Source organism: Streptomyces rapamycinicus NRRL 5491 (assembly GCF_024298965.1).
Classification (GTDB): Bacteria; Actinomycetota; Actinomycetes; order Streptomycetales; family Streptomycetaceae; genus Streptomyces; species Streptomyces rapamycinicus.
This window is the reverse complement of record NZ_CP085193.1, coordinates 12,013,559-12,033,702: the sequence shown is the minus strand read 5'-3', so window position 1 is coordinate 12,033,702 and position 20,144 is coordinate 12,013,559. Positions and strand designations below refer to the sequence as shown.

Sequence of the window (20,144 nt, the reverse complement as noted above, 5' to 3'; positions counted from 1 at the left end):
CGCCTCACCCGCCTCACCCGCCCTCATCCGACAGGAGAACCGTCCGTGAACCACGCCGATCAGGATCCCGCGCTGCGCCCGCTGCTCGACCGGATCCTGTCCGCCGAGGACCGCGCCCGAGTGGAGCCGCTGCTCACCGAGCTCGGCGAACTCGCCGCCGGTGAGCTCGACCGGCAGGCCGCGCTCGCCGATGCCAACCCGCCGAAGCTGCGTCAGTACGCCCCGGACGGTGAACGCGTCGACGAGATCGAGTACCATCCGGCGCACGACCGGGTGGCCTCGATCGCGTACGAGCGATTCGGCCTCGCCGCGATGTCACACCGCCCAGGCGTCCACGGCTGGCCCACCGCGATCCCGCACACGGTCAAGTACGCGCTCTCCTATCTGTACGTCCAGTCCGAGTTCGGCATGGCGTGCCCGCTGTCGATGACCGACTCCGCCGCCCGCGTCCTGCGCCTGTTCGACCCGGAGCGGTACGCCGGCGAGATCGCCGCCCTGTCCTCCACCGACCATGAACTCCGCGCCACCGGGGCGATGTTCATGACGGAGCAGCAGGGCGGTACGGACGTGGGTCTCACCCGGACCCTCGCCACCGACCACGGCACGCACTGGACGCTCACGGGCAAGAAGTGGTTCGCCTCCAATCCGGCGGCCGATGTGATCCTCACGCTCGCCCGCGTCCCGGGGCAGGGCGCGGGCACGCGCGGGCTCGGCATGTTCCTCGTCCCGCGGCTGCGCCCGGACGGCAGCCGCAACGCCATCCGCGTCGACCGTCTGAAGGACAAGCTCGGCTCGCGGTCCATCGCGAGCGCCGAGGTCTCCCTCGATGAGGCGTATGCGACCCCGGTCGGCGAACTCATCAGCGGATTCCGCCAGATGGCCGAGATGGTCAATGTCTCCCGCCTCTCCAACGCCATGCGCGCCACCGCCCTGATGCGGCGCGCCGTGCGCGAGTCCGTCGACCACACCCGCGTCCGGGAGGTGTTCGGCAAGCCGCTGTTCGAGCAGCCCCTGATGCGCGCCACCCTGCTGCCGATGGTCGTCGACGCGGAGGCCGCACTCGGCCTCGTGCTGGAAGCGGCCGCCCGGCTGACCGAGGCCGACAACGGGTCCGCGGCCGCCCGGGACCTGATCCGCGTCCTCACCCCACTCGCCAAGTACACCCTGTGCAAGCGCGCCCGCACCGTCACCGGCGAAGCGATGGAGATCCGTGGCGGCAACGGCTACATCGAGGACTGGGTCAACCCGCGCCTGCTGCGCGACGCCCACCTCGGCTCCATCTGGGAGGGGTCGTCGAACGTGATCGCGCTCGACGTGTTGCGCTGCATGCGCCGCCGGAGCGCCCACCACACCCTCGCCGGCACCTACGGGACCGGCCGTCTCGCCGACCGCTGGAAGGCGCTGCGCGCGAAGGGGGACCGGCTCCTGGAGCTCCCTGGGGAGGAAGCGGAGATGAGGATCGGCCGGTACGCCGACGAACTGGCCCGCACCGTCATGGCCACGCTCCTCTTCGAGCAGGCCGAGTACGAGGCGGGGGCGACCGGCAACGGCCGCACGTTCCTGGTCGCCCAGGCCCACCTGGCCCTGCTGGACGACCCGGACGCCCTCCCCCGCACCGCGCTGGACCACCTCGCCGAACTCGCCGACGGCGGCCGGGTGCCCCTCGCCCTGGTCCCCGCGGCCGACGCCGGATACGAGGCGACGGAGGCCGCCCGTGTCTGAGCAGCCCGTGGCCGCTCCGCTCGCCGGGATCAAGGTCGTCGATCTGTCGAAGATCCTGGCCGGACCGTATGTGACGATGTCGCTCGCCGACCTCGGCGCCGACGTCATCAAGGTCGAACACCCCGATGGCGGCGATCCCACGCGCGGCTGGGGCCCGCCCTTCAACGGCCTCGACGCGACGTACTACTTGGCCGCCAATCGCGGCAAGCGCTCGGTGACGCTGGATCTGAAGTCGCCGCAGGGCCAGGAGGCCGTCCACCGGCTGCTGGCGACCGCCGACGTGGTCGTGGAGAACTTCCGCCCCGGCAGTTCCCTCGCGCGCGCCTTCGACTACAAGGAGCTGTCCGCCCGCTACCCGCGCCTGGTGCTGCTGCACATCTCGGCGTTCGGCGACCACGGGCCGCTGCGCGACGAGCCCGGCTACGACATGATCGCGCAGGCCTCGGCCGGCCTGATGTCGCTCACGGGCGAGCCGGACGGCCCGCCCGTCAAGGCCGGATACGCGATGGGGGACCTGGCCGCCGCCCTGTTCGGCCTCATCGGGGTGAGCTCCGCACTCGTCGAACGGGAGCGGACGGGACGCGGACAGTACGTCACCACCTCGCTGTACGAGTCCCAGCTGGCCCTGCACATCAACTGGGCCACCGGCTACTTCGCGACCGGGGAACGCCCTGAGCGCCTGGGCTCCGGCCATCCGAGCCTCGTCCCGTACCAGGCCTACCCGGCCGCCGACGGACACTTCGTGATCGCCGTCGGCAACGACGCGCTGTTCCGCCGGCTGTGCGCGGCGCTCCGCCGGCCGCAATGGGCGGACGACCCGCGGTTCGTCACCAACCGCGACCGGGTGGCGAACCGCGCCGCCCTCAACGCCCAGCTCCAGGCCGTCCTGGTCGACGACACCGTGGCCCACTGGTGCGCCCTGCTGGGGAGCGAGGGCATCCCGGTCACCCCCATCCGCCATCTCGACGAGGTCTACGACTGCCCGCAGACCGAGGCGCTGGGCATGGTCCGGAGCGTCGACCACCCCGCCATCGGACCGCTGCGGCAGATCGCCTTCCCCGTCACCTTCCGCGGCGAGCGCCCACCGGTGCGCACGGCCCCGCCCACACTCGGGCAGCACAGCCGCGACGTACTCGCCGAACTCGGCTACGGCGAGGCCGAGATCGCCAGCCTGCTCGACCACTCGAATCCGCACTCACCCCCGCGCTCGCACCAGCAAGGAGCCTGACCATGCCGTCCACCACGCTCGCCCCGATCGACCCGCTCGACCCGCTCGGCCTGGAATCCCTCCTCACCGACACGGAGCGGGCCGTCCGCGACACCGTGCGCCAATACCTCGCGGACAAGGTGGAACCGCACATCGCCGGATGGTTCGAACAAGGCGAGCTCCCCGCCCTGGCCGACCTCGCCCGCGATTTCGGAGAGCTGGGTCTGCTCGGCATGCACCTCGACGGCTACGGCTGTGCGGGCATGTCCGCCCTGGCGTACGGAGTGGCCTGCCGTGAGCTGGAGGCCTGCGACTCCGCCTTGCGCTCCTTCGTCTCCGTACAGGGCTCCCTGGCCATGTTCGCGATCCACCGCTTCGGCTCCGGGGAGCAGAAGGACCAGTGGCTGCCGCGTATGGCGGCGGGCGAGGCCATCGGATGCTTCGGCCTGACCGAACCCGACCACGGCTCGGACCCCTCGTCGATGCGCACGCGCGCCCGGCGCGAGGGCGGCGACTGGATCCTCGACGGCCGCAAGACGTGGATCACCAATGGCTCGGTGGCGGCGGTCGCCGTCGTCTGGGCACGCACCGACGACGGCGTCCGCGGCTTCGTCGTACCCACGGACACCCCCGGCTTCTCCGCGCCCGAGATCAAGCACAAGATGTCGCTGCGGGCCAGTGTCACCAGCGAACTCGTCCTGGACTCCGTCCGGTTGCCCGCGTCCGCGACGCTGCCCCGGGCCCATGGCGTCTCCGCCCCGCTCACCTGCCTGAACGAGGCGCGGTACGGCATCGTCTGGGGCGTCACCGGCGCGGCCCGCTCAGCCTGGCGGACAGCCGCCGACTACGCGGCCCACCGCGAGCAGTTCGGCAAGCCCCTGGCGGCCTTCCAGCTCACCCAGCAGAAGCTGGTCGACATGGCCCTGGAACTGCACAAGGCGACGATGACCGCGATGCGGCTGGCGGACCTGAAGGATTCCGCCGAAGGCGTCCACCCGGCGCAGATCAGCCTCGGCAAGCTGAACAACGTACGGGAGGCCCTCGAGATCTGCCGCACGGCCAGGACGATCCTCGGCGCCAACGGCATCTCCCTCGAATTCCCGGTCATCCGCCATATGAACAACCTGGAGTCGGTCCTCACCTACGAGGGCACATCCGAGATGCATACCCTCGCGCTCGGCCAGGCGCTGACCGGACACGCGGCCTTCCGCTGACCCGGACGGCTCCGGGAGCCGCCGTCTTGGAGACCGCGTCCCCGGTCCGCGCCTAGGCCCGCCGGGCGAGCCGCACCCGCAGCGAGCCGGGGCCCCGGGTGAACACCCCTGTCTCGGCGGGGACCTCACCATCGGCGAAGGCCATCGTCGGGAAGGCGTCCAGCAGGTCGTTGACGCCCACCTCGACCTCGGTCTTCGCCAGCAGGGCGCCCACGCAGAAGTGCCGTCCGAGCGCGAACGCCAGATGGTCCGCGGCTGCCGAGAAGGCGCTGCCGGTCGTCAGGTCCTCGCGGAAGATGTTGAAGGTGTCGGGGTCGGCGTAGCGGCTCCCGTCGCGGTTGGCCGCCCCGATCAGACAGGTGACGGTGGCACCCGCCGGAATCGTGCCACCGCTCACCTCCACGTCCTCGCGAGGCTGACGGAAGATCATGTGCACCGGAGGCGTGAAGCGCAGCGTCTCGGCGAAGGCCGCCGGGATGAGCGCACGGTCCTCGCGCACGGCCGCCAGTTGCTCCGGATGGGCCAGCAGATTGCGGAACAGACCGGCGATGGCCTTGTCCGTCGTCTCCCCGCCCGCCGCGAGCAGCAGGCTGACGAACGCCTTGATGTCCTCGTCGCTCATCCGCGTGCCGTCGATCTCGGCGGTGCACAGGACGGAGAGCAGATCGTCACCCGGGTGCGCGCGCCGGTCCTGGATGATCGGGATCATGTAGGCGGCGAGTTCGTCCCGGGTGCGCAGCCCCGCCGCCGCGACCTCGGGGTCCTGGCTCAGATTGCCCAGGAAGTCGATCATCGAGGTGTACCAGACGTGGAACCGGCCGTGGTCCGCCCGGTCAAGACCGAGCATGTCGACGATCACGTTGATCGGGAAGCGGGTCGCGTACTGTCCCACCAGATCGGCTTCCGGCGCGTCCCGGAAGGCGTCGATGAGGTCCCGGGAGTTGCGCTCGATGACGGGCAGGAACTTCTCCCGTAAGTCCTTCCCGCGGAAGGCGGGCGCCACCAGCGCGCGGCGCACGGAGTGCTCACGCCCGTCCATCTGGAGAATGGTCCGGCCGTGCACCGGCTCGATCTGCCAGTCGTAGTTGTGGCTGGTGAACACGGGATCCTTGAAGGCCCGGGCGACGTCCTCGTAGCGGGAGATGATGTAGCCGCCGGTCGTGTGGTGGTGGATCAGCGGAAAGTCCTCGCGCATGGTCCGGTAGGCGGGGTACGGGTCCGCCGCGAACTCCGGGGAGAGGACGTCGGGCGCCGTGGAGGGGGTGGTCGTCATGACGGACTGCTTCCTGGGCGCGCGGCGGCGGTCACCGGCCGCACGCGCCCATGGCACAGGGCATCACGGCAGGGCACGGTGACGGCCCCGCTCATGCCACATGATGGGACGTCAGGTCGTGGCCAAGGCTAGGCGCAGCGGAACCGGCGAGTCCAGATTCGTCCGCCACCCCAGTCCTGCAAGGCGGACCACACGACAGTGAGCAGGGGTTTCCGCTAGTCCAGCGGGCAGCTCTCGCGCAGTGTCGCGGGATCCGCGTCGGCCGGGCGCCGGACCGTGTGGTCCGCCGGGGGCCGGCGGTCTCCGGCCAGCCACCGTTCCAGTGCCTCGAAGGCGGAGCGGTGGCAGGGGACCATCGGGCGGAGTTCCTCGGGGAAGGCGTCGACGAGGGAGTCGACGTGGGTGCCGTCCTCGATGCGGTAGTAGCGCAGCAGCGCGCCCCGACCGGCCCGGTGCACCATGCGGGCGTAGACGTCCGAGTCCTCGGCGATGGGCAGCAACACGTCGAGCGTGCCGTGCAGGGTGATCAGAGGTTTGCCGATGCGCCCGGTCAGTGCGATGCGGTCGACGGCGAGGTGGACCGCGGGCGGCCGGGCGGCGTAGTCGTAGTCGGCGTCACAGCCGGGAGTGCCCGGCGCGCAGTAGGGGGTGCCCGCCTCGGTCGCTCCGTCGAAGCCCGGGTCGACTTCCTCGCGATAGACGCGCTGCGTCAGGTCCCAGTAGACCCTGTGGTGGTACGGCCACAGAAACTCCGAACCCGCCGGGTAGCCGGCCTCGCGCATGGCCTTCCGGGCGTCCTCGGCCCCGGCCCCACCGGCGGCGTACACCGGGTACGCGCGCAGCGCGGGCGGCAGGAAGGTGAGCGGGTTGGGGCCGTCGGAGCGCCACAGGGTGCCCTCCCAGTCCACTCCCCCGTCGTACAGCTCGGGGTGGTTCTCCAACTGCCAGCGCACCAGGTAGCCGCCGTTGGACAGGCCGGTGGCGAGGGTGCGGGCCGGGGGCCGGTGGTACCGCTGGGCGACGACGGCTCCGGCGGCGCGGGTGAGCTGGGTGACGCGCTTGTTCCACTCGGCGATGGCGTCACCGGGCCCGCGGCCGTCGCGGTGGAAGGCAGGGCCGGTGTTGCCCTTGTCGGTGGCGGCGAAGGCGTAGCCGCGGGAGAGCACCCAGTCGGAGATGGCGCGGTCGTTGGCGTACTGCTCGCGGTTGGCCGGTGTGCCGGATACCACCAGACCGCCGTTCCAGTGGTCGGGCAGCCGGATGACGAACTGCGCGTCGTGGTTCCAGCCGTGGTTGGTGTTGGTGGTCGATGTGTCGGGGAAGTAGCCGTCGATCTGGATCCCGGGAACGCCGCTCGGCGTGGGCAGACCCTCGGGGGTGAGCCCCGCGAAGTCGGCCGGGTCGGTGTGGCCCGAGGCCACCGTTCCGGCTGTGGTCAACTCGTCCAGGCAGAGGGCCTGTTGGTGGGCGGCGCCGGTTACGTGCGGCAGGGCGTACCCGGGGCAACGGCCGCCCGGTGTCCCCGCCGCACCGGCCGCGGGCACCACCGCGGCCGACGCGACGACGAGCGAACAGGCGCCCGCGAGTGACAGTGCTCCGAGAGCGGCACGCCGTCCGGGCCGTCCGCGGGGTGGGGCGGTGGCCGTACGGGGTGGGAACATCCGTTTCCTCCTAGCCGCCGAGGCCGAAGAACTTGGTGATCCAGTAGCTGGAGCAGATCGAGTCCAGGAAGTACGGGGCGCCGGTGCTGCCGCACTGTTCGGCGCCGGTGCCGGGGTCGACCGGGGTGCCGTGGTTGATGCCGGGGACCTTGTTGACCTCGACCGCCACCGTGCCGTCGGACGCCACGTACTCGTCGTGCTGGGTGGCGTTGGGACCGATGCTGGAGGTACGGGTGGGCGTTTGGGACAGTCCGTGCAACGCGGTCCACTGGTCGCGCAGTTCGGTGGCGTTGCGCGGCACGACCGTCGTGTCCCGATCGCCGTACCAGACGGCGGTGCGCGGCCACGGTCCCCCGTACGACGGGTACGCCTCGCGCACCCGCTGGGCCCACTCGCTCGGGCTGAGATCGAGCCCGGGGTTCATGCACTGGTAAGGGCTGTTGTTCTTGGTGCAGTTGTAGGGCAGGCCCGCGACGACCGCGCCGGCGGAGAAGACGTCGGGGTAGGTGGCGAGCATGACCGAGGTCATGGCACCACCCGCCGACAGTCCCGTGACGTAGACCCGCTTGGAGTCCCCGCCGTAGGCCGAGACGGCGTGGCCGGCCATCTGCCGGATCGACAGGGCCTCGCCCTGGTCACGCCGATTGTCGCCCGCCTGGAACCAGTTGAAGCACTTGCTGAGATTGTTCGACGAGGTGGTCTCCGCGAGCACCAGGACGAACTTGTCACGGTCCGCGAGCTCGGGCAGCCCCGAGTTGTCGGCGTAGACCTGGGCGCTCTGCGTGCACCCGTGGAGCGCCACGACCACGGGCGCGTTCGCGGGCAGCGACGCGGGCTTGTACACGTACATGGTCAACGCGCCGGGGTTGGAGCCGAAGTCGGTCACCTTGGTGAGGGTGACCGCGGCGTTCGCGGCGGGCGCGGGCCCGGCGAGACCCGCTCCGAGCACGAGGGCGGCGACGGCGAGAAGCCGGGCTGTGATGCGGCTCCACCGGCTCCGTGGCGGTACGTGGTGTGGGGGGACTGACATGGAAGTGCTCCTTCGGTTGATGCGCTCCCTGTGTTCCTGAGGTGGCAGACGCCTGTCGCTGTGTGCCGGAAGCACCAGGCGTGGCCGAAACCGTAGAGTCGGGCTGAGCCCGTCGCCATGGCCCCGGGCACCACAAGCGGATTCACCGCCGTCGGCATCTCACGGATTGCGCGGTCGCCGATCGGTCTGCTAGCGACCCGCTCCGCGGTTGAGGATGCGGTGGGATTGGGCAGTTCGGGCCGAGATGCTCATCGGCGCACGCCACGGGCTGGGCCCGCCCCGTGCACGGGCTACGGGCCTCGGCCTTCAAAGGCGCCCCGCAGTGCTCATCAGGCCGAGGAGCCTCGTCGAGGGGTGAGGACGGGCTCAGCCGGCCGTCTGGCTCACCGTCGGCGTCGGGGTGAAGTGCACGGGCAGTGTCGTCATCCCCCGCGCCCAGGGGGAGGGACGGCGGGTGAGTTCTTCGGCCGGGATGGCGAGGTCGATGTCGGGCAGCCGGTCGAGCAGCACCTCGATGGCGGTACGGGCGATGGTCTCGGCGATCTCCTGCGCGGCGACCGGGCAGCGGTGCTCACCGTGCCCGAACGAGAGGAACGCGTTGTTGCCGCCGGTCAGGCTCGTGCCGTCGGGGCGTATCTGCGGATCCTTGTTGGCGGCGGCGAGTCCGAGGCACACCATGTCGCCCGCCTTGATCCGGCGGTTGCCGAGCATGGTGTCGCGGGACGCCCACCGGCCGACGCCGTTCTGGGCGGGGGTGTCCTCCCAGAGCACCTCGTTCATGGCCTCCGAGACACTCTTGCGTCCGCCGGCCAGGGACATGACGAACCGTTCGTCCGTGAACATCAGCCGCAGCGAGTTGCCGATCCAGTCCGCGGTCAGGGTGTGGCCCGCGATGACCAGCACGATCAGGTCGTGGAGGATCTCCTCGTCCGTGAAGCCGAGGGTGTTGCCGACCAGTTGGGCGGCGATGTCCCGGGGGCCGTTCCCCGCCTTCCGCTCGGCCATCAGGGCCGCCGCGGCCTCGGCGAGGCGGACCTGGGCCGCCTGGGCCAGGTCGCCGCCGTCGGCCAGGTCGATGGCCGCCGCGGCCAGTCCGGGCCCCTGCTCGTCGGGAAAGCCGTAGATCTTCGCCAGGACGCGCACCGGGAAGGGCATCGCGTACCGGGCGATGACGTCCGCACTGCCCTCGGCGCAGAAGCCGTCGATCAGTTCGTCGGCCAGCCGCTCGGCGTGCTGCCGGATCTCGAAGGGGTCGACCGACTCCAGCGCGTCGCTGATCATCGAAGCCCGTACGCGGTGCCGCTCACCGGTCGTGTACAGAATGGATGGCTGACCACGGCCGATCAGCGGGGCCAGCGGCCAGTCCTCCGGGATGCGGTCCCACTGGTTCCAGAGTTCGGAGTCACGGGTGAAGAGCACGTGGTCGGCGGTGACCTGATGCAGTTCACGGTAGCCGAGAACCAGCCACGCCGGGATGCCGCCCTCGAGCACGATGGGGGCGACCGCACCGTGTTCGCGGCGCATCTCCTGGTAGAGGAGGTTGGGTTCGACATGGAAGCGGGGGCCGCTCAGGGGCACGGCGACAGGGCTGACATGGTCCCCGCCGTGCGGGGGCTCACCGCTTCGATGTGCGGGACACCCGGGTGGCGGGGCGGGCGCTTCGGAGCTCTGAGCGGTGGGGTCGGTCGGCGTCATCGCCGTGGTACCTCCGAGGTCGGATAAGGGGGCCCCGCACTGATCCCGGTCCCCTCGGCGAGCGAACGGAATCGGCATGGCGGCTGCTGACGGCGGACCCGTCGTGGCTGACGGGGCGTCTCAACGACCGGGGATGTGACAGCCGTGGTCTTCGATCCTCGGCACCCGTTCGGGACAGAGGCTCACCACCCGGTGCGCGGCAGCCAGGTTGTCCCCGGCCAACGGCAAGAGCGTTACCACGGGATCACCTTGGTCGTCGCAGTCGAGGGTGTCAGCGCGGCACCATAGTACGGGCCCTGACCTGCGCGGGCGTGACGGGCAACAAAAGCGCTCCGGGTGAACACCTCTTCGGCCACGGCCGTCAGTACTTCCTCACTTCCTCTCGGCCGGCAGACACCGAAGCTGAGCCGGACCGCAGCGGACGAGGGCCGCCGCGTGGTGGTGGAAGGCGCGGCGGACCGCCGGGAAGCGGCGGGGGTCGCGGCTGGGGTGGACTCGGTTGGTGAGGAGGACGTAATAGCGGCCTTCCGCCCCCGCCCCGTCCGCTGCGGGCTCCACCCACAGGCTCGTCCCCGTGAAGCCCGTGTGGCCGTACGAGGTCGGTCCCATCGCCGTACCGACCGGCGACCCCACCGCGTCCCGCCCCTGCCAGCCGAGGCAGCGGCGCAGCGGAAGGCCCTCCGTATGACATGCGGTCATACGGGCGAAGCCGGGCGCGCTCAGCAGGCCGTCGCCGCCCGCCGCGAGCGCCCGGCCCAGCCGGTCCATGTCGGCCAGTGGTGCGAACAGGCCGGCGTGGCCGCAGACTCCGCCGAGCACCACCGCGTTCTCGTCGTGCACCTGGCCGGTCACCAGGCGGCCGCGCCAGGTGCACAGCTCCGTGGAGACCGCGCGTTCACGGGCCGCGGGGCCGGGTGCGAAGACCGTCTCGCGCATGCCGAGCGGCTCGCACACCTGCTTGGCCACCAGCTCGTCCAGGCCGGTCGCGGTGGCCTGTTCGAGGATCAGTCCGAGCAGGACGAAGCCCGCCGAGGAGTACTCCACCACCGTGCCCGGCGCCCCGCGGAGCGGCAGCCCGCGGAGGGCGGCCAGCAGCCCATTCCGGTCGGAGCGCGCGCGCCAGAGCGGGGTGCCGCCGGGCAGGCCGGAGGTATGGGTGAGCAGCTGGGCGACGGTGATGTCCGCCTTGCCCGGCACTCGGCGGTACTCCGGCAGATACGCGCCGACCGTGTCGTCCAGTCGGAGCGCTCCTGTCTCCACCAGCCGCAGTGCGGCCAGGCCCACGATCGGTTTCGTCACCGAGGCCAGATCCCACAGCTCGGTGCCGTTCAGCTCCGCCCCGCCCCAACGACGTGTGCCCAGATACCCGTGTGTCCCCCGCCCGGCCGCGGTGCCCACCGACCAGGCGGCCGCGGAGTAGATCCCGGCCCGGCGGCCGGCCGCCAGGAGCGCCGCGAGCCGTGTCGGCCGGTCCGCCGGGGGCGGGCAGGCCGCTCCCGTCCGCTCCGCACCCTGTGGGACCCGGCCGCCCTCGGCCCCGCTCACTCCTGCCCCCGCACGATCCCCAGCGTCCCCGCCCCGCCGCGCAACGCCGCCGACACCGTACCGGCGGCGGCCCGCACCATCGGCCCCAGCACCGCCACGCTCTCCTCGTCCAGCGTGAACGTCAGCCCGACGATGCCGACCGCGCCGGCGACCCGGTCGCCCGGCCCCAGCACCGGGGCCGCGATGGCGCGGACGTCCTGCTCCGCGTATTCGTCATCGACCGCGTAGCCTCGCTCGCGCACGGCGGGCAGAGCGGCGAGCACGGCCGCGGGGTCCCGCACCGTCCGTGACGTACGGGCCGGGAGCGGCTCGCCGCCCAGAAGCTCCGCCGCCGCCGGTGACGGCAGGGCCGACAGCATCGCCCACCCCACCGCCGAGCAGTACAGCGGGACTTCGCCGCCCGCGGTCAGCGGCATGCGGTACGTGGACGACGGTTCCGACTGCGTCACATGCACCGCCACGGCGCCGTCCCGTACCGAGAAGTGGGCCAAGTGGCCGGTGCGCAGCCGCAGGTCGTCCAGGACCGGGCGGGCCAGCCGCAGCTCGCTGCTGGCGGCCAGCGCCGTGGCGGCGAGCCCGAGCAGGCGCGGCCCGGCCTGATAGTTCCCGCCGGGACCCGGGACCGCGTACCCGGCCTCGGCGAAGGTGTGCAGCAGGCGGTGGACGGTCGGCTTCGGCAGTCCCGTGCGGGCCGCGAGGTCGGCCAGACGGTGCGGGGCATCGGGCTGGACCAGCGCGTCCAGCACCGCGAGCGCCTTGTCCACGGGACCCGTCGCGGCGGCGGACGGCTCCGCACGGTGGGAGGCGGAGGTATTGACCGGCTTCGGCATGTCGCCTAGCTTAACGCATCATCGTTCCGGCTCCCGGAATGGACGCACTGTTCAATGGAACATCACGCGGAGGGCAGATCGTGACTCCTCCATCAATGTCGCGCCGCAGGGCCCTTCGGCTGGGCGGACTCGCACTACCTGTCATCGCCGCGCCGACAGCGCTCACCGGATGCGGAACGGCCGCGGGCGCGGGCGGCGACGGCACCCTCCGGGTGGCGCAGCCGACCGACCCCACCACGCTCGATCCACACAAGCAGGGCGACATGGTCTCCATGAACGTCCTGATCAACATCTTCGACACCCTCACCACCCGGGACGCCTCCGGCCGGCTCGCCGCCCGGCTCGCCACCTCCTGGGAGCCCCGCTCCAGGACCGTATGGCGCTTCCGCCTCCGCGACGGGGTGCGCTTCCACAACGGGGAGGAATTCGACGCCGATGCCGTCAAGTTCTCCATCGAGCGGGTCCTCGACCCGAAGACGCGGTCACCGATCGTCGAACTGCGGTATGTGACCTCGGTCCGCGTGATCGACCGCCACACCGTCGATGTGCACACCACGCTGCACGACCCGATCCTGCCCGCGAAGCTGTCGCTCTTCGGCGGCGTGATCGTGCCGCCGAAGTACCTCGCCGACGTCGGCGACGCCGCCTTCGCCAAACGGCCGGTCGGCACCGGGCCGTTCGTCTTCCAGTCCTTCCGGCGCGACCGCGAGCTACGGCTGCGCGCCAACCGCCGCCACTTCCACGGCTCCCCCGGGGCCGACCGCCTCGTCTTCCGCGCGCTGCCCAACCCCGCCTCCGCGCTGGCCGCGTTGCAGAGCGACGAGGTCGACCTGGTCACCGGGCTCACCCCGGACGCCGCCCGGCAGCTGTCCGGCTACGCGGGCGTGGAACTGGAGAGCCACCGGGGCGTCAGGACCGCGTACCTCAACCTCGACACCACCTCCGGGCCGCTGCGCGACCGCCGCGTGCGCCAGGCGCTCAACCACGCCATCGACGTACCGCTGCTCATCAAGGCCGTGCTGGACGGCAAGGCGCGCGAGGTGCCCGCGATGCTGCCGCGCGGCGTCGTCGGTTTCGACGCGTCCGTCGAGCCCTTCCGGCGCTCGATACGCACCGCCCGGCGACTGCTCACCGAGGCCGGCCACCCGCACGGCCTCACCACCACGCTCACCGCCTCCAACGACGACGCCCAGGTCGCCGAGGCCATCTCCGGCCTGCTCGACCGCGCCGGCATCCGGGCCCGCGTCGAGCTTCTCGACCCCGGCACCTTCTCCGCCGCCTCACCTCCGACAACCGGCACGCGCTCGGCCCCATCTACCTCGCCGCCTCCACCGCCTGGACGCTCGACGGCGCGTCCATGGTGCAGTCGAACGTGCGTCATGACCGCCGGCAGAGCCGGTGGGTGTCGAAGGAGGCCGACCGGCTCATCGACGCCGAGGAGCTGTCCATGGACCCCGAAGACCGGCAGCGCGCGTTCACCGCGCTCCAGCGCCTGATCAGGCGCGAGGCCCCGTTCGTACCGCTCTACCAGCAGGACATCATCCTCGCCCGGACCACCCGGGTGCACTGGACACCGGTCGTCAACGGCTCGCTGGCCATGGAGAGCGCGGAGGTGAGGGCATGACGGCCGCCTCCGTCCAGCCGACGGTCACCGTCCGGAAACCGAAGTCCGGCCTCCTCCGCCATGTCCTGGTCCGCCTCGCCACCGCCGTCGGCGTGCTCTTCGCCGCCGCCACCCTGGCCTTTCTCCTGGTCCGGCTCTCCGGCGACCCGGTCAAGCAACTGCTGCCCCCGGACGCCACCGCCGCCCAAGAGGCCACGCTGCGCTCCCAACTCGGCCTGGACCAGCCCCTGATCGCGCAGTACGGCGACTTCCTGTGGGGGCTGCTCCGGTTCGACCTCGGCGACTCGCTCGTCTACCACGAACCGGTCAGCCAGGTCATCGCCGACCGCGTCCCGGCCACCCTCGAACTCGCCGCCGGCGCCCTGGTGCTCAGCCTCGTCATCGCCATCCCCGCCGGGATCTACGCCGCCACGCGCCGTGGCCGGGCCGGCGACACGGGCGTGATGACGGCGGTGCTGCTCGGCCAGTCCACTCCGCCGTTCTGGGTCGGCATCCTGCTGGTCCTGCTCTTCTCGGTGCGGCTCAAGGTGCTTCCGGCCTCCGGCTACGGCACCTTCGCACATCTGGTGCTGCCCGCCGTCACGCTGTCCGTCTACTCCATCGCGGTCATCGCCCGGCTGCTGCGCTCCTCGCTCATCGACGTCCTCGGCTCGGACCACATCCGCACCGCGAAGGCCAAGGGACTCGGCCCGGCGAAGGTGGTGCTCGCCCACGGGCTGCGCAACGCCTCCCTGCCGACCGTCACCGTGATCGGCCTGGAGTTCGGCGGGCTGCTCGGCGGGGCGATCCTCACCGAGCAGGTCTTCTCCTGGCCGGGCATCGGACGGCTGACCGTGGAGGCCATCTCGCACCGGGACTTCCCACTGGTGCAGGCGGCCGTCCTGTTCTTCGCCGCCGCCTTCGTGATCGTCAACCTCCTCGTCGACCTGTCCTACAGCCTCCTCGACCCGAGAGTGCGGGCCCAGTCATGACCGTCGTACGCAACCGGCTCGCCCTGGTGGCCCTCGGCGTCCTCGCGCTGCTGGTGATCGCCGCCGTCTTCTCGCCGCTGCTCGCCCCGGACGACCCGGCCAAGCAGCAACTCCTCGCCCGGCTCACACCCCCCGCCTGGGAGGGCGGCGGCAGCCTCGCGCACCCGCTGGGCACCGACCAGCTGGGCCGCGATGTGCTGTCCCGCGTCATCTACGGCTCCCGGGTCTCGCTCCTCGTCGGCATCGGGGCGGCGCTGCTCGCGGGGGTGGTGGGGGCGGGGTGCGGGTTGTTCGCCGGGTTCCGCGGCGGGTGGCCGGACCGGATACTGATGCGCTTCGCCGACATCCAGCTCGCCTTCCCCTCACTGCTGCTGGCGCTCGCCATCGTCGGCTTCCTCGGCTCCGGGCTGTGGAACGTCGTCCTGGTGCTCGGCTTCACCGGCTGGGTGGCGTACGCCCGCGTGGTCCGCTCCGAGGTGCTGTCGCTGCGCACCCGGGACTATGTGACCCAGGCCCGGGCGACCGGCGTCACGGACCTCACCATCATGCGCCGGCATCTGCTCCCCAACGTCCTGCCGCACCTGGCCACCATCGCCACGCTGCACATCGCGGCGGCCATCGTCGCCGAGGCGTCGCTCAGCTACCTCGGCCTCGGTGTGCCCAAGGAGACCGTCACCTGGGGCTCGATGCTCGCCGACGGCCAGCTCTATCTCGGCACCTCGTGGTGGGTCGCGGTCTTCCCCGGGCTGGCGCTGATGCTCACCTCCCTGGCCATCAACATCACCGGCGACGCGCTGCGCGACGTCGCGGACCCGAAGGCGTACCGCCGATGACCACACAAGCTCCCGTGCTCGAGATCCGCGATCTGCACGTCGACTTCCGGCTCGCCACCGGCCCCGTGCACGCCGTGCGCGGCGTGAGCCTCACGGCACACGCCGGAGAGACCCTGGCCGTCGTCGGAGAATCCGGCAGCGGCAAGTCGGCCACCATGCTCGCCGCGCTGCGGCTCAACCCCGAGCCGCCGTGCGTCTACCCCGGCGGCGAGATCCTCCTCGACGGCCGCGACCTGCTCGCGCTGCCGGAGAAGCGGTTGCGCCAGGTGCGCGGCAACGACGTCGCGATGGTCTTCCAGGACCCGATGACCAGCCTCGACCCGCTCCAGCGGGTCGGCAACCAGGTGGCCGAGGTGCTGCGCACGCACCGCGGGGCCTCCCGCGCCGGGGCCCGGGCGGAGGCGGTACGGGCGCTGGACGAGGTCGGCATCCCGGATCCGGAACTGCGGGCACGGCAGTACCCGCACGAGCTGTCCGGCGGGCTGCGCCAGCGCGTGATGATCGCGACGGCGCTGGTCGGCCGGCCGCGGGTGCTCATCGCCGACGAGCCGACCACCGCCCTGGACGTCACCGTGCAGCGGCAGATCCTGGACCTCCTCGCCGAGCTGCGCGCCCGGCACGGGATGGCGGTGGTGCTGGTCACCCACGACCTCGGGGTGGTCGCGGAGACCGCCGACCGGGTCGTGGTGATGAACACCGGCCGGGTCGTGGAGCACGGCACCATCGCCGAGGTATTCGAGACGCCCCGGCAGCAGTACACCCGCGACCTGCTGGCCGCCACCCCGCGACTGGAGCCGACGTCATGACCACCACCAAAACGTCCCGGAGGACGACGCTGCTCGAACTCGACGGTCTGACAAAGGAGTTCACCGGACCCGGTGCCACCCGCACCCTCGCCGTCGACGAGGTCACGCTCACCGTCGAGGACGGCGAGACCCTCGCCCTCGTCGGCGAGTCCGGCTCCGGGAAGACGACCCTGACCCGGCTGCTGCTGGGGCTGCTGGACCCCACCGCCGGGACCGTCCGCTTCGAGGGCCACGACCTCGCCGGGCTGTCGGCCGCCGAGATGCGCGCGCTGCGGGCCGGGATTCAGGTCGTGCTCCAGGACCCGTATTCGAGCATGAACCCACGCATGAAAGTCACCGATATCGTGGCCGAGCCGCTGGTCACCCATGACGTCACCTACCGCGGACGGCGCGCCAGGACGCGGCTGCGGGAGCGGGTCGGCGAGCTGCTGGAGTCGGTCGGGCTGCCGGCGCGGTTGCAGGACCGGTACCCGCACGAGTTCTCCGGCGGGCAGCGCCAGCGCGTCTCCATCGCCCGTGCGCTGGCGTCCTCGCCACGGCTCGTGGTGCTCGACGAGCCGACCAGCGCGCTCGACGTCTCCGTCCAGTCGCAGGTCCTCGATCTGCTGGCGGAGCTGCAGCGACAGCACGGACTGACCTACGTGTTCGTCTCGCACAACCTCGCCGTGGTCCGGCAGATCGCGGACCGGGTGGCGGTGCTGCGGCGCGGCAGAGTGGTCGAGTGCGGGGAGACCGCCGCCGTGCTGGGCGCGCCCCGGCACCCGTACACCCGTGAGCTGCTGGCCGCCGTGCCACGCCCCGACGCGTACCGGACCAGGACCGGGACCGGGGCCAGGACCGGCGGGACTACCGGTGCGTGAGGACCAGCCCCGCGCCCCCGAGCAGCGCCACGTCGTCCGGCCGGCCCGCCTCGCCCAGCACCACCCGCGGCGGGGCGGCCGTCGACCAGCCGCTGTCCCGCCGCAGCCGCTCCTCGACCCGGGCCCGGAACCCCTCTCCTCCCTCGACGGCCTCGCCGTGCAGCACGAACAGACCGGGGGCGAAGAGCTGCTGGATGTTGACCAGGCCGAGTGCGAGGTTGTCGGCGTACTCCTCGACCACCGGCCGACCGCCCTCCCCGTGCCGTACCAGCGCCTCGAGCGTCATTCCGGTGCCCAGTCCCGCCGCCTGCGCCCGCCGCCGCAGCCAGCGCGTCGTGGCCACGGTCTTCCAGCAGCCGCGCGCCCCGCAGGTGCACGGCTCGCCACCGGCCAGCACGGTCATATGGGCCCCGCTGCGGCCACCGTGCGGGGCCAGCAACTCGCCGCCGAAGAACACCCCGACGCCCAGCACCTCGCCGGTGGACACCGAGGCGAAGGACCGAAGGCCCCGGCCCGCGCCGAACCACCGGTCGCCCAGCACCTGGAGCCGGGCCCGGTGCTCGACGTACACCGGCACCCCCAGCGCCCGCCGCAGCACCTCCGCGACCGGGTAGCCGCGCAGCGCCGGCACGTCGTTGACCTCGATGAACGTGCCCCGCTCCGGGTCCACGAGGCCGGTCGCGGCCACCCCGACCCCGGTCAGCTCACGCCCGTCGAAGCACTCCCGGGCGGCTTGCCGCACCGCCGCGTCCACTCCGGCCGCCTCCCGCTCCGCCGGGTCGAAGCCGGCCGCGGTGCGCCGCAGCAGCTTCCCGGAGTGGTCGACCAGCGCCGCGCGCACCTGTCCGGGCAGCACCTCCACCGCGCCCAGCAGCGGGCGTGCGGGGGCGACCGGGGGATCGGGCACCAGGCGGAGCCGGGGGCGTCCGCCGTCGGGGGCGAGTGCGGCCATGCGCAGACTCTGCCACGCCATGAACCCAGGAGGTAGTACCACATTGCTCCGGCTGACCGAACTCACCTGGCGCGAGGCCCGGGCCGCGGGCGCGGACGCCATCGCCCTGCTGCCCATCGGCTCGCAGGAACAGCACGCCGCCCACCTGCCGATGGGCACCGACACGCTGCTGGTCACGGCGGTGGTGGACCGGGCGGCCGAGCTGCTGGCGGAGGCCGGGCCGCCGGTCGTACGCCTTCCCGCGCTGCCGTACGGGCACAGCCCGCACCACCTCTTCGCGGCCGCGGTGTCACTGTCGGCGGGCACCCTGGGGGCGGTCCTCGCCGACATTCTGCGGTCCCTCACCGAGAGCGGCTTCCACCGCGTCATGATCGTCAACGGCCACGGTGGCAATGACGAGATCATGCGCCTGGCGGTCAAGGAACACGCGCTGCGTGCCGAGGGCGCGTTCGCGGCCTGCTCCTACTGGAGCCTCGGCGAGGCGCCGGAGAACCCCGGGCATGCCGGCCGCTACGAGACCTCCCTCATGCTCACCGCCCACCCGGACCTGGTGCGTACGCCCATCGAGCCACACCGTCCCGTCGCCGCCCCACCGCTCTTCAACGCCCCGCCGCACCCCGGCCTCACCGCCGAGCGGCACGGCGAGTGGGCACGGGTGGGCGGGATGACCGACGACCCGTCCACCGCTCGCCCCGACCCGGGCGAGCTGTCCATCCGCGCCACCGAACTGGCCCGGGCGATCCGGGCGTTCGCCGAAGCAACCGCCCCCGGTGCCATCTGAGGAGGCCTCGTACATGAAGGTCACGCACATCGACGTCTGGGTTGTGAACCTCCCCCTCACCTCCCCGTTCACCAGTTCCTTCGAGACCAAGACCGGCGAGACCCGCACCGTGGTCCGGATCCGGACCGACGAGGGGGTGGACGGCTGGGGCGAGACGATGTGGGGGCAGCCGGTGGCCGCGCTGGTCCGCAAGCTCGCGCCCGACCTCATCGGCACCAGTCCGTTCGCCCTGGAGTCCTTCCACCGCAAGCAGCACATGGTGCCGTTCTTCCACGGCTACCTCGGCTACGCCGCCATCGCCGCCCTGGACGTCGCCTGCTGGGACGCCATGGGCAAGGCCACCGGTCACTCGCTCACCGACCTGCTCGGCGGGGCGGTACGCGACACCGTCCCGCTCACCGCGCTGGTCACCCGCGCCGACGGCGCCACCCCGGCGGCCCTGGCCGAACACGCCACCCGGGTGGTGGCCGAGGGTGGTTTCCCGGCGGTCAAGCTCAAGGGCACCGGCGACGTGGACGGGGATGTCGCCAACCTCCGCGCGCTGCGTGCCGCGCTGCCGGACACCGAGCTGCGCGTCGACCCCAACGCCGCCTGGTCGGTGCCGGATTCGGTAAGGGCGGGCATCAAGCTGGAGGAGCTGGACCTGGAGTACCTGGAGGACCCGTGTCCCGGTATCGAGGGCATGAGCCAGGTGCGGTCCAAGGTACGCATCCCGCTGTGCACGAACATGTGTGTGGTCCGCTTCGAGGACTTCGCCCCGGCGGTGCGGCTCGGCGCGGTGGACGTCGTCCACGGCGACGTCTACAAGTGGGGCGGCATCGCGCCGACCAAGGCCCTCGCCGCGCACTGCGAGACCTTCGGCCTCGGGATGAACCTGCACAGCGGCGGCGAACTCGGCATCGCCACCGCCGCCCACCTCGCCGTGGTCGCCAGCACTCCGTTGCTCAGCCGCGCCATCGACAGCATGTACTACCTGCACGCCGACGACATCGCCGACCCGATCCCGCTCATCGACGGCAGCCTCGCCGTCCCGCAGGGCCCGGGCCTGGGCGTGCGCGTCGACGAGGAGAAGCTGCGGCACTACTCGGCGGTGAACGAGCGGGAGGGCGATCTGACGGGATGACGTTGCGGCCGGGCCGA

Annotated in this window: 15 protein-coding genes and 2 pseudogenes; 10 read left to right on the top strand and 7 right to left on the bottom strand. The window is 72.0% G+C overall.

From position 1 onward, the window contains the following. The first annotated feature begins 45 nt into the window (after positions 1-45). From LIV37_RS49580 to LIV37_RS49570, 3 genes are read left to right on the top strand one after another with little or no spacing between them, the layout of a single operon-like run. On the top strand, positions 46-1,722 hold the full coding sequence (locus tag LIV37_RS49580; RefSeq protein WP_020874637.1) for an acyl-CoA dehydrogenase family protein: 1,677 nt from the start codon (positions 46-48) through the stop codon (positions 1,720-1,722). Continuing rightward, positions 1,715-2,950, top strand: coding sequence for a CaiB/BaiF CoA transferase family protein (locus LIV37_RS49575; RefSeq protein ID WP_020874636.1), 1,236 nt, complete (start codon positions 1,715-1,717; stop codon positions 2,948-2,950). The genes LIV37_RS49580 and LIV37_RS49575 overlap by 8 nt, the downstream gene beginning before the upstream one ends. A 2-nt stretch (positions 2,951-2,952) precedes the next feature. Further along, a complete protein-coding gene (locus tag LIV37_RS49570; protein ID WP_020874635.1) occupies positions 2,953-4,143 on the top strand; it encodes an acyl-CoA dehydrogenase family protein in 1,191 nt (396 codons plus the stop codon). A gap of 52 nt (positions 4,144-4,195) precedes the next feature. Here the strand turns inward: LIV37_RS49570 and LIV37_RS49565 are convergent, their stop codons facing one another. From LIV37_RS49565 to LIV37_RS49540, 6 genes and pseudogenes are all read right to left on the bottom strand, one after another. After that, positions 4,196-5,416, bottom strand: a complete 1,221-nt coding sequence (locus tag LIV37_RS49565; protein ID WP_020874634.1) for a cytochrome P450 — start codon at positions 5,414-5,416, stop codon at positions 4,196-4,198. A gap of 215 nt (positions 5,417-5,631) precedes the next feature. Beyond that, positions 5,632-7,077: a 3-hydroxybutyrate oligomer hydrolase family protein gene (locus tag LIV37_RS49560; protein WP_020874633.1), complete on the bottom strand. Its 1,446-nt coding sequence runs from the start codon at positions 7,075-7,077 to the stop codon at positions 5,632-5,634. A gap of 13 nt (positions 7,078-7,090) precedes the next feature. Then, positions 7,091-8,107: pseudogene (locus LIV37_RS49555) on the bottom strand (extracellular catalytic domain type 1 short-chain-length polyhydroxyalkanoate depolymerase); the annotation flags it as partial. Positions 8,108-8,473: 366 nt separating this feature from the next. After that, positions 8,474-9,802, bottom strand: coding sequence for a cytochrome P450 (locus LIV37_RS49550; protein ID WP_243146513.1), 1,329 nt, complete (start codon positions 9,800-9,802; stop codon positions 8,474-8,476). A gap of 372 nt (positions 9,803-10,174) precedes the next feature. Next, on the bottom strand, positions 10,175-11,347 hold the full coding sequence (locus tag LIV37_RS49545) for a serine hydrolase domain-containing protein (protein WP_020874630.1): 1,173 nt from the start codon (positions 11,345-11,347) through the stop codon (positions 10,175-10,177). Further along, positions 11,344-12,177 carry an IclR family transcriptional regulator gene (locus LIV37_RS49540; RefSeq protein ID WP_020874629.1) on the bottom strand — a complete coding sequence of 278 codons (834 nt, stop codon included), beginning with the start codon at positions 12,175-12,177 and terminating at the stop codon, positions 11,344-11,346. Before LIV37_RS49540 ends, LIV37_RS49545 begins: the two co-directional genes overlap by 4 nt. Positions 12,178-12,272: 95 nt before the next feature. Between LIV37_RS49540 and LIV37_RS49535 the strand changes: the two are divergent. The 5 genes and pseudogenes from LIV37_RS49535 to LIV37_RS49515 all read left to right on the top strand — a co-directional run bounded on the left by LIV37_RS49535 (position 12,273) and on the right by LIV37_RS49515 (position 17,271). Further along, positions 12,273-13,801: pseudogene (locus tag LIV37_RS49535) on the top strand (ABC transporter substrate-binding protein). Beyond that, a complete protein-coding gene (locus LIV37_RS49530; RefSeq protein WP_020874627.1) occupies positions 13,798-14,772 on the top strand; it encodes an ABC transporter permease in 975 nt (324 codons plus the stop codon). The pseudogene LIV37_RS49535 and the gene LIV37_RS49530 overlap by 4 nt, the downstream one beginning before the upstream one ends. After that, positions 14,769-15,605 carry an ABC transporter permease gene (locus LIV37_RS49525; RefSeq protein WP_020874626.1) on the top strand — a complete coding sequence of 279 codons (837 nt, stop codon included), beginning with the start codon at positions 14,769-14,771 and terminating at the stop codon, positions 15,603-15,605. The genes LIV37_RS49530 and LIV37_RS49525 overlap by 4 nt, the downstream gene beginning before the upstream one ends. Further along, on the top strand, positions 15,602-16,411 hold the full coding sequence (locus tag LIV37_RS49520) for an ATP-binding cassette domain-containing protein (RefSeq protein WP_121826455.1): 810 nt from the start codon (positions 15,602-15,604) through the stop codon (positions 16,409-16,411). The genes LIV37_RS49525 and LIV37_RS49520 overlap by 4 nt, the downstream gene beginning before the upstream one ends. Continuing rightward, positions 16,408-17,271 (top strand): ATP-binding cassette domain-containing protein, encoded by an 864-nt coding sequence (locus tag LIV37_RS49515; protein WP_020874624.1) that lies wholly within the window; start codon positions 16,408-16,410, stop codon positions 17,269-17,271. Before LIV37_RS49520 ends, LIV37_RS49515 begins: the two co-directional genes overlap by 4 nt. Here LIV37_RS49515 and LIV37_RS49510 read toward each other — a convergent pair. Next, complete coding sequence (locus LIV37_RS49510; protein ID WP_121826677.1) at positions 17,258-18,223, bottom strand: ROK family protein; 966 nt, start codon at positions 18,221-18,223, stop codon at positions 17,258-17,260. The two genes, LIV37_RS49515 and LIV37_RS49510, sit on opposite strands and share 14 nt — an antisense overlap. Positions 18,224-18,242: 19 nt before the next feature. Between LIV37_RS49510 and LIV37_RS49505 the strand changes: the two genes are divergently transcribed. Together LIV37_RS49505 and LIV37_RS49500 are read left to right on the top strand one after the other, a co-directional pair. Continuing rightward, complete coding sequence (locus tag LIV37_RS49505; RefSeq protein WP_121826456.1) at positions 18,243-19,004, top strand: creatininase family protein; 762 nt, start codon at positions 18,243-18,245, stop codon at positions 19,002-19,004. A gap of 13 nt (positions 19,005-19,017) precedes the next feature. Continuing rightward, positions 19,018-20,127: a mandelate racemase/muconate lactonizing enzyme family protein gene (locus tag LIV37_RS49500; RefSeq protein ID WP_020874621.1), complete on the top strand. Its 1,110-nt coding sequence runs from the start codon at positions 19,018-19,020 to the stop codon at positions 20,125-20,127. The last annotated feature ends 17 nt before the right edge of the window (positions 20,128-20,144 follow it).